Raw genomic sequence first — 12656 nt, forward strand, 5'->3', positions numbered from 1 at the left:
TAATCATCGTAGCCTTATGCCGAAACCTTGTTACAAAACAACTAACTGGAAACAGGCGGCTTTTCGATTCATTTCAATTAAGTATTACTTTTCGATATAAGATACTGATTATAAATTGATTTCATAAAACAACTTCGGCATCATTCACTGCTTGATTTTGAGGATGATTATCATCACGGCAAAAAATAAGAACAACTTATAATGCGAGGCTAGGGAACGATGGAACCAATAAAAAATCACTATTTAGATATACCTGAAGAAAGAAAATTGCGTATTTTTCGTGAAGAAGACGAACGTTTCTACAGCTTTTGGGAAGAAATGCTTGATGAAAAGCAGTCCTTTTATCAACAACCTCTGAAAAGAATGAAAGGCGATGCTTGGCATTCGCTCCACTCATTCTTCACTGCTTCAAAATACGGACAACATCAGGCCTCGCCAGCTTATATAAAAAGAGCGCTTGAGTTACTGAATAACGTCTACTTACTGGCCAATCATTCAGACCAAGTTGTTGAATTCTCCGTTGGGCACCGACATTTTTCGGAAGTAGGTAACCGTTCTGTTGCAGGAGGAACAATGGATGCATGGTTGGATGAAATCTGTTTAACGATGGCCGCGAGAGATTGGCGCTGCGTAGAGCTGATGACCATCATGGATGAGTCGTTAGTGCGTTTAAAAGATCCATTCGATGTTGCGCTAGTCGAGTTCGTTAACGGTGTATTTAGCAATTCATCAGCGTTACCTGAGTTATTGCAAACTGTGATGGAGAAATCTTCTCCGCAATACTTAGAATCAACCAGAGTGCCCTATGTACATTCTTTGTTTATTCCATTTGTGAATGTGTTTGTTGCCATTATCGATGGTGATGAGGAACATTATCAAAAAGCACTGAGAGATGCGTTAGAGGCGCATTACCAGTTCTATATGAATGAAGATGTTCGTTATTCGCCAAAAGGGAATGTTTCTCTGAAACTGACTGGTCTTGCTGCATTGGCATACGATAAGTATGGCTGGACAATTCCAGAAGCCGCATATTTGCCGAAGTGGCTCGTTTACGGTGAACATGATCTTTGTCCTAAATAAATCATTCGGAGTCTGCGCCCAAGCCCATTCGGATGTTCTGCACGGAAGCATACACAGAAAACATGCCGCGAAAAGGTTGTTTTTTAATCGACCACTCGGTCGTAAGGCATAAACTTATCAATATGCGAGCTTACTAACACGCCATACGTGACACTTCATGTATTCTTAGCCGAAGCGAAGAAGAGGATTTATCAATGTCAAAAAGCTCCAAGCTTCACAATGAAGACAAACTGGTCAAGAAGGCACTAGAGATTGGTGGGAAGATGGCGAAACTACAAGGTTTTGACCTTCCACAGTCACCACAACCTCTGAGAGTAAAAGCGATTTACCTATTCTTGGTCGATGCAAAACAGATAACGCCACTACCGGAAAGTAAGCTAGACGGCGCAAGCATCAAACACCGACTGGCAGTATGGATACACAGTGCATTGCCAGACAACGACCCTCTAAAGTAGAAAACTCAAGAAGTCACATAGGTTATTACTTAACACAGGCCATTAATTAACAAGGCGAGCCAAGTGGTTCGCCTTGTTTGATCTTGGCGAGTGCACCGAGGTCTTTTTGCGTGGCGGTATCATTGATTTACAAAACAGAATCAAAAGGACTAAAGATAAATCCCGAGAAGCGCTACAATGCAGGCGTTGCGAGAGTGCAACCAAGATTACTCATTTACAGAAGCCTTGAAGTAACCAAACATGTCTAAAGATTTCGAATTCACTACAGAATACATACTCGACAAACCTTTCTTTGCTGAGTGTTATGATCAAACTAGCCAGCCAACTAAGTTCCCACAAGCGTACCTAAAAGGGATACTGTTTCTTATCTTTGGTGTGGTTTTATTAGAGTTTGAACTGCTACCAAACGGTTATGTCGGTTGGTTCTTTATCGTATTGAGTGTGATTGAAGCATGTAGCGTTTACTTCAAAAGAACTTGGTGGCTATGGCGTCAAACCATCAGTTCAAGCCGTGGCAGCAAAGTAGTGTTTGAAGTGAATGCAGATGGCGTGCGCTACAAAAGCGGTAAAGTTGACCGCAGCCTCGCATGGAATGAAATCGACCAACTGGAACAAACTGATTTGGGCTTTATCCTTCACCTTGGTAAACAGCGCCAATACATCAGCAAATCCTGCTTAAACGAAGAAGTGATCGCGTTTATGGTAGAACAGCAAGCGGCATCAAAAGCGAGCTAACAAATTCACATCAAGCTGGAATGAGCGATCTGAAAAGTAGGTGATATATGATCGAACTTCATAACAAGTGCTTGGTTGATTCTGAATCAACTGGGTTTGATGTAGAAAGCTAATAGGGTTTAGAGATTTCTCTTTCGGACATACTGCTTCGGTGTCATGCGCGCAATCTGCTTACACTCTCTAGTCATGTGTGATTGATCGGAAAAACCTTGCTCCAGCGCCAACTCCGATAAAGTAAGATCGGGTTGCGCTCGGAGTTGCTCTAAAGTGTGCTTCACTCATTTAATGCGTTGGTAATGTTTAGGAGTAATCCCCAACCATTTCTGAAAATTGCGCTCTCTCTGGCGCTGACTGAGCGTCCCTGTAGGCTGGTCAATGATGTGGCGGACGTACTGTGGTTCATATTCCTCAATCAGTGCTTGAACCCAGCGATACAAAGTAGAAATCCTTGCAGACGGCGAACGCGCTGTTTTCAGAGACTCAAATGTTGCTAGCGCAGAAGAAGCCAAAGGGTGGTCGTCTTGAATCCGCAATAGCTGATCTAGGCGTTTACCAAATAGTTGATAACCAACTGCAGGATGAAAGCGTACGCCAGTCATCACCGCGCCTGGCGGTAGGAAGACCTGATGTGCAAGAATGCTCACAGGTAGTAGGACAACCCCCGGCGCCTGCCGTTCACCATCCATTTGTACTTCATTTTGTAAAATGAATACCACACCTGTACCAGCATCACTGAGTAATTGTTTACATACGGTTTGCGTCGTATCAGGTTTGACGGATGCTGACCAAATGGCTTGAACATAGCCAGCTAAAGCCCTTTGAGGTTTTAAAATATCAAATTCTAGGTTCAAATGAATCATCCTATTTAACCTCAACTTAAATGAGAAAGTGATATACATGTACTTTTCATCATATTAAGCTGAGGAATAAGCAGCGACTTATATGTAAAAACTGTCAGATAGAATTATCTAGGTTTATAGACTCCAGCCTTTGGCTTAAATGCCTTAACTATTCGGTTCCAACTGTTGATCGCGTTGATCGCAATTGTTAGGCTGACCATAGCTTCTTCTCCGAAGGTATTCAAGGTCAGCTGATAGGTATCATCATCTACTGGTCGGCCAGCAGTTAGTAATTCAGCCCAGCCTAGTGCAACGTGTTCTGCATCGCTGTAGAATGGCATATCTTTCCATGCACTAAGCCCCCATATGCGTTCCGGCTTTTCACCTAACTTAAGCGCATCTTTACTATGCATGTCGATACAAAATGCACATTGATTGATTTGCGATATGCGTAACTTAACCAGTTCCCATATGATCATGTTCATGGTTTCTGATTGGCTAAATTGTTCATGGAAGTAAGCTTCCTGAGCGTATAGGATTTCTATTGCCTTTGGCGCTACTTCAATATAGTTGAGTCGTTTTTTCATGGTCATTCTCCTCTGTTTTTCACATAATAAAAAACGCTCTTAGCAAAAGATTGAAGATTTTCGACATGCACTCAATAAAGTTAGATAAAGGAGTGAACGAAGAAAGCGAAAAAGGATGTCTATTTGATGCTATGCGTAAACATTCGTATTGTGTGCCTTACACTTTTGCAAGGCGTTACGTGCTTTCTAGAAAAGTCTCAAAATAGCGTACAATTAGCGTTTTGACACAGCGGAAATCATCATGGCCAAAACTGTTCAGCAGCAAATCGGAAACATTGCTCTAGTCGTTGAAAATTACGACGATGCTATCGAATTTTATACTCAAAAACTTCAATTCACCCTGGTTGAAGATACCAGCCTAGGTGGTGGTAAACGCTGGGTTCAAGTTTCTCCTCCAAACTCCAATGGTACAAACCTTCTTTTGGCTCAAGCGAGTACACCGGAGCAAACGCACGCAGTAGGAAATCAAACAGGTGGTCGTGTTTTCTTGTTCCTGCAAACTAATGATTTCTGGCGTGACTATGAGTTGATGAAGAAAAATGGTGTTGTATTTAATGAAGAGCCTCGTGTGGAAGAATACGGGACAGTGGTGGTGTTCCAAGATCTCTATGGTAATAAATGGGACTTACTGCAACTGAACTGAGAAACTACACATTACCTGCATAACATAGTGTTCATGAGGAGTTTCCAACAAGCTTTTAAGGTTCTGAGATATTAGTGCTAATTCAAAGGTTCTCAGAAGTCACAATATTTCTAAATCACTTTTGTGCAAACAATAACTAGCCATCATTCCTTCTTGATGTATCAACAAATGTTAGGGCGGCACACCAAAAACAAAAAGGCGAACCAAACGGTTCGCCTTTGTCTATTTAGATGCTGCCAAAAATTAATCTTCGTAGTTATCGATGCTTGGGCACGAGCAGATTAGGTTACGGTCGCCGTATACGTTATCTACGCGGTTTACTGTTGGCCAGTACTTCCAAGATTTGGTCGCTTTAGAAGGGAAGCAGCCAAGCTCGCGAGAGTAAGGACGGTCCCACTCTTCAGCAGAAAGGTCAACTTGCGTGTGTGGCGCATTAACGAGAGGGTTGTTCTCTAGTGGCCATTCACCGTTTTTCACTTTTTCCATTTCTTCGCGGATAGCGATCATCGCATCACAGAAGCGGTCCAGCTCTTCTAGATCTTCCGATTCCGTTGGCTCAACCATTAGCGTGCCCGCTACAGGGAACGACATAGTTGGTGCGTGGAAACCGTAGTCCATTAGACGCTTCGCAATGTCTTCTTCGCTGATGCCTGTTTCTTCTTTCAGTGGACGAATGTCGATAATACATTCGTGCGCTACACGACCATTTTTGCCACGGTAAAGAACAGGGTAGTGTTGGCGAAGTGTTTCCATCACGTAGTTTGCGTTCAGAATTGCTACTTTTGTTGCATCTGTTAGGCCTGCTTCGCCCATCATTGCGATGTAAGCCCAAGAGATAGGTAGGATAGAAGCGCTACCCATATCTGCTGCTGATACTGCAAAATCTTCGCCTTCTACGCCGTCTTCAATATGGCCTGGTAGGAAAGGCGCTAGGTGAGATTTCACACCGATAGGACCCATACCCGGACCGCCACCACCATGTGGGATACAGAAGGTTTTGTGTAGGTTTAGGTGAGAAACGTCTGAACCGATGAAGCCTGGTGATGTTAGACCAACCTGTGCGTTCATATTAGCGCCGTCTAGGTAAACCTGACCGCCAGCGGCATGAACCATTTCACACACTTCTTTCACTTTCTCTTCGTAAACGCCGTGCGTAGAAGGGTAAGTGATCATAATGCTTGATAGGTTGTCTTTGTGCTTCTCGATTTTCGCTGCTAGGTCGTCGATGTCGATGTTGCCTTCTTCATCACACTTAACCACGACAACTTTCATTGACACCATAGATGCTGTCGCAGGGTTAGTACCGTGCGCAGAGCTTGGGATCAAACATACGTTGCGGTGACCTTCGCCACGGCTTTCGTGGTAGCGTTGAATCGCGATAAGACCTGCATACTCACCAGATGCACCAGAGTTTGGCTGAAGTGAGAATGCGTCGTAGCCTGTGATCTCACAAAGCTTCTCTTTTAGATCTTTCGCTAGTGCTGCATAGCCCGCCGCTTGTTCTGCTGGCGCGAATGGGTGGATAGAACCAAACTCAGGCCAAGTGATTGGAATCATCTCTGCCGCGGCATTCAGCTTCATCGTACAGCTGCCTAGTGGAATCATGCCGTGCGTTAGCGAGAAGTCTTTGTTCTCTAGCTGTTTCAGGTAACGCATCATTTGCGTTTCGCTATGGTGCGTATTGAATACAGGGTGAGTCAGGTATTCTGTTGTTCGGCGTAGCGCTTCTGGAATTGCCGCAAACTCGTTGCCTGCGATTTCCGTCGATAGTGCTGCTACGTCTTCTTTTACACCAAAGACTGCAAATAGTGCTTCTACATCAGCGACCGTGGTTGTTTCGTCACAGCTAATACCTAGCTTGCCTGGTAGTAGACGTAGGTTGATGTCTGCTGAAAGTGCTTTTGCGTAAAGCTCTTCTGTTTTTGAACCTGTGTTGATGGTGATGGTATCGAAGAAGCTGTTATGAGCAAGTTCAAAGCCGCCTTTGGTTAGGCCAGCGGCGATAATCGCAGTCATATGGTGTGTACGGCGAGCAATAGTGCGTAGACCTTCTGCGCCGTGGTAAACCGCGTAAAAAGACGCCATGTTCGCTAGCAATGCTTGAGCGGTACAGATGTTCGATGTCGCTTTTTCGCGGCGGATATGCTGCTCACGAGTTTGCATTGCCATGCGCAGTGCTTGGTTACCGTTGGTATCGATAGAAACACCGATAACACGACCTGGCATGGTACGCTTGTGTTTGTCACGCGTTGCCATGAATGCCGCGTGTGGACCGCCGTAACCCATAGGAACGCCAAAACGTTGTGCAGAACCGATTGCTACGTCTGCGCCCATTTCACCAGCAGGCTTCAATAGGGTAGAAGCAAGCAGGTCAGTCGCAACAGTGACAAGCGTTTTGTTTGCTTGCGCTTTTGCGATGATGTCCGTTAGGTCACGAACTTCACCTGTTGTGCTTGGGTATTGAACTAATGCGCCGAACACGTCTTGCTCTGGTAGGGATTCTAGCGAACCAACCAGAACTTCAAAGCCGATGAATTTTGCACGAGTTTTTACTACTTCTAGCGTTTGTGGGTGAACATCGTCAGCCACAAAGAATACGTTGCTCTTGCTCTTACCTGCGCGCTTACACAGAGTCATTGCTTCTGCTGCCGCTGTTGCTTCGTCTAGCAATGAGGCGTTCGCGATTTCCATACCAGTTAGGTCGATGATCATTTGTTGGAAGTTTAAAAGGGCTTCCAAGCGACCTTGAGAAATTTCAGGTTGGTAAGGTGTGTAAGCGGTATACCAGCCAGGGTTTTCTAGCACGTTACGTAGAATGACGTTTGGAGTAAACGTGTTGTAGTAGCCCTGGCCAATGAATGTACGTTTAATTTGGTTTTGTTTAGCAAACTGCTTCATCGTCACTAGCATGTCTGCTTCGCTTTTCGCTTCTGCCAACGTCATTGGTTGTTCTAGGCGAATTTGTGCAGGCACGGTTTCTTCGATGAGGGCGTCAAGGCTTACCGCGTTGATGGCATCCAACATTTTTTGTTGGTCTGATTTGCTTGGTCCGTTGTGGCGTCCAACGAACTCATTTTGTGTGCTGAGGCTTTGAAGTAATTCAGTCATTGTCCTTTACCTACTCCTTGGCTCGGGTAACGGAAATGGTCGTTAGTGACACATTTAATTATACGTCCGAACCTAGAAAAAAAGCTGCTCTCTAAACAGGCTAGGGAACAGCTTTCGTCACATCCTAATTACTCTTCTTCGATAGAGTTTAGGTATTCTTCCGCGTCTTTTAAGTCATCCAACTCAGATGGGTTTGAAAGCTTCACTTTCACAATCCAACCACCTTCGTACGGTTCTTCGTTGATTAGCTCTGGGCTGTCTTCTAGTTCTTCGTTGATTTCTACGATTTCACCGGTAACAGGAGAGTAGATATCTGACGCTGCTTTTACAGACTCAACCAAAGAGAAGCTTTCACCTGCTTCTACTTCGTCTTCTACGTCTGGTAGGTCAACGAATACTACGTCACCCAACATTTCTTGCGCATGCTCAGAAATACCAAGTGTTACTGTGCCGTCACCGTTGTCACGTACCCACTCGTGGCTATCTGTAAACTTCAGTGTTTTGTCCATTGCTTAATCTCCAAATAACTTGTCAGGAATTATTGTGATTTTTAAAAAATCGTTTATTGGTAAAGAGGGAAGCGACTGCAAAGTTCTTTTACTTCTTTGCGAACGCGTTTTTCAACGTCTGCGTCACCTTCTGGGTTGTTCACCAAACCATCCAGCACGTCACCTATCCAATTACCGATGAGTTTGAATTCTTCAGCGCCAAAGCCGCGGCTTGTACCCGCAGGCGTTCCTAAACGGATGCCCGATGTAATCATAGGCTTCTCTGTATCGAATGGGATGCCATTTTTGTTACATGTGATCCCAGCACGTTCTAGAGCTTCTTCTGCTTTGTTGCCTTTCAAGCCTTTAGGGCGAAGGTCAACCAGCATTAGGTGCGTGTCTGTGCCACCAGTTACGATGTCGCAACCGCGAGTTTGCAATACTTCCGCTAGGACTTTTGCGTTATTGATCACCGAATCAATATAAGTTTTAAATTCAGGGCCAAGCGCTTCTCCAAATGCAACCGCTTTTGCTGCGATAACGTGCATCAGTGGGCCGCCTTGTAGGCCAGGGAATACGGCGGAGTTGATTTTCTTAATGATGTCTTCGTGGTTAGTAAGAATCATACCGCCGCGAGGGCCACGCAATGTTTTGTGTGTTGTGGTTGTCACAACATGCGCATGTGGCAATGGGCTAGGGTGTGCACCTGTTGCGATAAGGCCAGCAATGTGCGCCATATCGACCATAAGAATTGCGCCAACTTCGTCAGCGATTTCACGGAACTTAGCAAAATCGATAACGCGTGGAATAGCACTGCCACCCGCGATGATCATCTTTGGTTTGTGCTCTACTGCAAGTGCACGAACGTCGTCGTAGTTGATTTCTAGTGTTTCGCGATCAACGCCGTATTGAACTGCGTTAAACCATTTACCAGAAAGTGCTGGGCGTGCACCGTGTGTTAGGTGGCCACCAGCGTCCAAAGACATGCCAAGAATGGTGTCACCTGGTTGAAGAAGAGCCAGTTTCACCGCACCATTTGCTTGAGCGCCTGAGTGAGGTTGAACGTTTGCGTATTCGCAATTAAAAAGTTTTTTCGCGCGTTCGATAGCAATGGCTTCCACTGTATCTACGTGCTCACAACCACCGTAGTAACGACGACCTGGATAACCTTCAGCGTATTTGTTTGTTAGGCATGTGCCTTGAGCTTGCATTACCGCTTTAGAAACAATGTTCTCAGAAGCGATAAGTTCGATTTGTTCATTTTGGCGAGCGGATTCCGCCTGAATTCCAGCAAAGACAGCATCATCTGTCGCAGAGAGGTTGGTAGAGAAAAAGTTTTCCAAGCTGTGGTTAGGGTAACTCTTATTCATGGTAGTTGACCTTCCAAATCTTAAAATGAACCCGCAATAGATGAATTATGATTTGCGGTTGTGGTTCATTTGTCCTCAAAACAGCTGAACTGCATAGCAGAACAGAGTGAACATCCGGCCCTAAATGTGGGCAAAAACTCCGTCGGATTGCGTGTTTCCTTTACCAATCTCTTACGGAAATATGCATCTCTACATCTAACAAGTTGGTAACATAGCGCCTGCGGCGGGAACAATCAACCAAAAATTTCCTATAGGAAACAAGATTTCAAAAATTGTTAACAAGAGCACGGTTTAATTCACTTGGTGGACTTTTCTCCACTATGTGCTTCATGCACAATGCGAGTAGGACAAAAATAAGGATATCTATAGAGGGATTTATGGCAGAAAGTATTTACGATGAATACCCATCGATGACGTTAGCGAAAGAGCAAAATGATCAAAATATCGAGCCGTTAAAGCTGGGTCAGCGTATCAAGGATATCCGCTCAAAACTTGGTATTACACTAGAAGAAGCCAGTCAGCGAACAGGGCTTGCTCGTTCTACACTAAGTAAAATAGAAAATGAGCAGATCTCTCCGACATTTCAAGCAATGCAAAAATTGGCGCTTGGCTTACAAATTGATATGCCGCAACTCTTTGAACCGCCTAGAAAAAAAGTTGCAACAGGGCGTAGAGATGTTACCAAGAAGAATGAAGGTAAACCACACCCAACGCAAACTTATGAACATGAGCTGCTCGCTACTCAACTTTCCAATAAGAAAATGATGCCGTTTAAGAGCCAAATTCGTGCTCGCAGTTTTGATGAATATAAAGACTGGGTTCGTCATGATGGTGAAGAATTTCTGCTTATCTTATCTGGTGAGGTCATGTTCTATTCTGAGTTCTACGAACCTGTCGTTCTAAGCGAGGGCGACAGCGTCTATTACGATGCGAACATGGGACATATGTTGACCAGTGTTAGCGAGGAAGATGCGCACATTTTGTGGGTGACAGCCAAATAGTGATAAATAGTTGTAAATTTCCTATAGTGAAAGCAAACGATTGCTGTTGGTGGTCGTTATGATGAAAAGGCGCTTTTTTGATGAGAATACACTCATTAAAGCGCTTTTTTTGTACGATTTGTTGTGATTAAAATGTTAAGAGTCACACTTTTGCAAGTCGATCTACGTCTTGTTCGTGCAAAATAGAACGAGCCATGTTTATTATTGGAAACACATCGAATGCCGATAGCATTCTCGGGTCTATCTAAATGGAGACGAAAATGACTCAAGAACTACTGAAAACACCACTACACGCACTTCACGTTGAAGTTGGTGCCAAAATGGTCCCGTTCGCGGGTTACGATATGCCTGTTCAGTATCCTCTAGGCGTAAAAAAGGAACACTTACACACTCGTGATGCGGCAGGTCTGTTTGATGTTTCTCATATGGGACAACTTCGCCTACTCGGTGACGGTGCAGCTGCGTTCCTAGAAACATTAGTGCCAGTGGATATTGTGGATCTTGAGTCTGGTAAACAGCGTTATGCGTTCTTCACTAATGAAGAGGGCGGCATCATGGACGACTTGATGGTAGCTAATCTAGGCGATCATCTTTTTGTGGTTGTGAACGCGGCATGCAAAGAACAAGACATTGCACACCTACAATCGCATTTGCCATCTGGTGTTGAGTTAGAAATTATCGAAGACCGTGCTCTGCTTGCGATCCAAGGTCCTAAAGCGGCAGCTGTATTGGCGCGTTTTGCCTCAGAAGTTTCTGACATGCTGTTCATGGATATTCGTAAAGTCGATATTTTAGGCGCCGAATGCATTGTTTCTCGTAGTGGCTACACTGGCGAAGATGGTTACGAGATCTCGGTTCCTGCTGACAAGGCAGAAGAACTCGCACGTAAACTGACCGCGGAAGAGGAAGTTGAATGGATTGGCCTTGGTGCTCGTGATTCACTTCGTCTTGAGTGTGGTCTTTGCCTATACGGTCACGACCTAGACACAACAACTACGCCTGTAGAAGCAAGCTTGTTATGGGGCATCCAAAAGGTTCGTCGTATCGGCGGTGAACGTGAAGGTGGTTTCCCAGGTGCGGATATTATTCTTAAGCAGATCGAGACCAAAGATGTGGCGCGCAAGCGTGTCGGTTTAGTTGGCCAAACTAAAGCACCAGTACGTGAAGGCGCGGAATTGTTTGATGCTGATGGCGTTAAAATTGGCGTTGTCACCAGCGGCACTGCGGGTCCAAATGCAGGTAAGCCTGTCTCAATGGGTTATGTGCGTGCTGATCTTGCTGCGATTGGTACCGAATTGTTCGCTGAAGTACGCGGAAAAATGCTATCAATGACGGTTGAGAAAATGCCGTTTGTACCGCAACGTTACTACCGCGGTTAGGTTACTCTTTATTGTCATTCTTCGCGTATTCGCGAAGCAAGAAACAAGCAAAAATGCCGAGCTTTCTAGCTCGGCATTTTTATGTATATCGGTTTTATATACGCTTGGAAGTTATCGTAGTTTCTGCAGCCTTATCCGACCGCTTTGTCGATTGTACAACACATGTCGATAACGATATCTTCAAGTTTTTCCGGATGAATCATGTCTTCTTTTGCAATCCCAAACTGAGACGCCATGATCGTATTGAACAGCTCCCAATGTTTGATCAGCATTTTTTCGCGATTATCAGCGATGTCAGGCCATGTCTCTTGCATCATCGGAGTAAGACTGATTGCACCATGTGCAAAAATCAACATCTGCCACTTTGATTCCCACTGATCAAATTGGGCGTTAGGGTTTTCACTGTTGTACTGCTCAAAAATTCCGGTAAATATCGCAGCAAACTCATCTTTTGACTTTAAGAAATACTGCAGCAGGGCACCATCATCGCCTTGGCGAATAGCATCAGCGATCATCTGTACTGGGTGAGGATTAACGAGCGCAAATGCCAGCATGCGAACCATGAACAGATAAATTTTTCTATTCGAAGGTGTGTTCTCTGGCATCTCATTGATTAATTCAGCCATATAGCACTGCATGAATTCATCCATCGCGTCGCTAACCGCTTGCCAAATCTTCTCTTTGCTGCCGAAGTGGTGACGGATCAAACTATGTGAAACACCAGCCTTTTCACTGATATTGCGCAGTGAGACACGCTCGTAACCAAGTTCACAAAACATATCTGCTGCCACCTTAAGGATCAGACACTTAGTTTGTTCTGCGGCTTCAGCACTTCTACGCCCCTGCTTTCTTTCATTCATAGTTCGAATTTTCCCGAATATTGATCAACGCGCTTACTTTTACCAGAAACCGGACGCTTTGACTAATTAATTTGCTTTCCACCTGGAAAATATGTTGATCAATTTCAAATT

At 44.6% G+C, this 12656-nt stretch carries 11 protein-coding genes and 1 pseudogene; 6 read left to right on the top strand and 6 right to left on the bottom strand.

The window, feature by feature from the left end; translation table 11 throughout:
• Positions 1-219 precede the first annotated feature (219 nt).
• The 3 genes from NL643_RS12000 to NL643_RS12010 all read left to right on the top strand — a co-directional run bounded on the left by NL643_RS12000 (position 220) and on the right by NL643_RS12010 (position 2270).
• Positions 220-1080: an immunity 49 family protein gene (locus NL643_RS12000; protein WP_253644469.1), complete on the top strand. Its 861-nt coding sequence runs from the start codon at positions 220-222 to the stop codon at positions 1078-1080.
• A gap of 194 nt (positions 1081-1274) precedes the next feature.
• Complete coding sequence (locus NL643_RS12005; protein ID WP_005376453.1) at positions 1275-1535, top strand: DUF5062 family protein; 261 nt, start codon at positions 1275-1277, stop codon at positions 1533-1535.
• 240 nt (positions 1536-1775) lie between these two features.
• Positions 1776-2270, top strand: a complete 495-nt coding sequence (locus NL643_RS12010) for a YcxB family protein (RefSeq protein WP_145472896.1) — start codon at positions 1776-1778, stop codon at positions 2268-2270.
• Between the two features lie 119 nt (positions 2271-2389).
• Here the strand turns inward: NL643_RS12010 and NL643_RS12020 are convergent.
• A pseudogene (locus NL643_RS12020) lies at positions 2390-3130 on the bottom strand (helix-turn-helix domain-containing protein).
• Between the two features lie 104 nt (positions 3131-3234).
• A complete protein-coding gene (locus NL643_RS12025) occupies positions 3235-3696 on the bottom strand; it encodes a carboxymuconolactone decarboxylase family protein (RefSeq protein WP_253644472.1) in 462 nt (153 codons plus the stop codon).
• A 241-nt stretch (positions 3697-3937) separates the two neighbouring features.
• Between NL643_RS12025 and NL643_RS12030 the strand changes: the two genes are divergently transcribed.
• Positions 3938-4339: a VOC family protein gene (locus tag NL643_RS12030; RefSeq protein ID WP_109169928.1), complete on the top strand. Its 402-nt coding sequence runs from the start codon at positions 3938-3940 to the stop codon at positions 4337-4339.
• Positions 4340-4582: 243 nt separating this feature from the next.
• Here NL643_RS12030 and gcvP read toward each other — a convergent pair whose 3' ends face one another.
• The 3 genes from gcvP to NL643_RS12045 all read right to left on the bottom strand — a co-directional run bounded on the left by gcvP (position 4583) and on the right by NL643_RS12045 (position 9305).
• Positions 4583-7447, bottom strand: coding sequence for an aminomethyl-transferring glycine dehydrogenase (gcvP, locus tag NL643_RS12035; protein ID WP_046876055.1), 2865 nt, complete (start codon positions 7445-7447; stop codon positions 4583-4585).
• Positions 7448-7575: 128 nt separating this feature from the next.
• Positions 7576-7956, bottom strand: a complete 381-nt coding sequence (gene gcvH / locus NL643_RS12040; RefSeq protein ID WP_046876056.1) for a glycine cleavage system protein GcvH — start codon at positions 7954-7956, stop codon at positions 7576-7578.
• Between the two features lie 53 nt (positions 7957-8009).
• The gene (locus NL643_RS12045) at positions 8010-9305 is read right to left on the bottom strand and encodes a serine hydroxymethyltransferase (protein WP_005395177.1); all 1296 of its coding nucleotides are present in this window, start codon (positions 9303-9305) and stop codon (positions 8010-8012) included.
• 377 nt (positions 9306-9682) lie between these two features.
• Here NL643_RS12045 and NL643_RS12050 point away from each other — a divergent pair, with 377 nt between their 5' ends.
• Both NL643_RS12050 and gcvT read left to right on the top strand, forming a co-directional pair.
• The gene (locus NL643_RS12050; RefSeq protein ID WP_005395176.1) at positions 9683-10306 is read left to right on the top strand and encodes a helix-turn-helix domain-containing protein; all 624 of its coding nucleotides are present in this window, start codon (positions 9683-9685) and stop codon (positions 10304-10306) included.
• Between the two features lie 260 nt (positions 10307-10566).
• Positions 10567-11685: a glycine cleavage system aminomethyltransferase GcvT gene (gcvT, locus tag NL643_RS12055; RefSeq protein WP_253644473.1), complete on the top strand. Its 1119-nt coding sequence runs from the start codon at positions 10567-10569 to the stop codon at positions 11683-11685.
• A 131-nt stretch (positions 11686-11816) separates the two neighbouring features.
• Here the strand turns inward: gcvT and vdeR are convergent, their stop codons facing one another.
• Positions 11817-12545 carry an efflux transporter transcriptional repressor VdeR gene (vdeR, locus tag NL643_RS12060; RefSeq protein ID WP_006742273.1) on the bottom strand — a complete coding sequence of 243 codons (729 nt, stop codon included), beginning with the start codon at positions 12543-12545 and terminating at the stop codon, positions 11817-11819.
• Between the last annotated feature and the right edge of the window lie 111 nt (positions 12546-12656).

The sequence above is a fragment of the Vibrio sp. Y42_MX_L11 genome (genome assembly GCF_024181785.1).
GTDB lineage: Bacteria > Pseudomonadota > Gammaproteobacteria > Enterobacterales > Vibrionaceae > Vibrio > Vibrio diabolicus.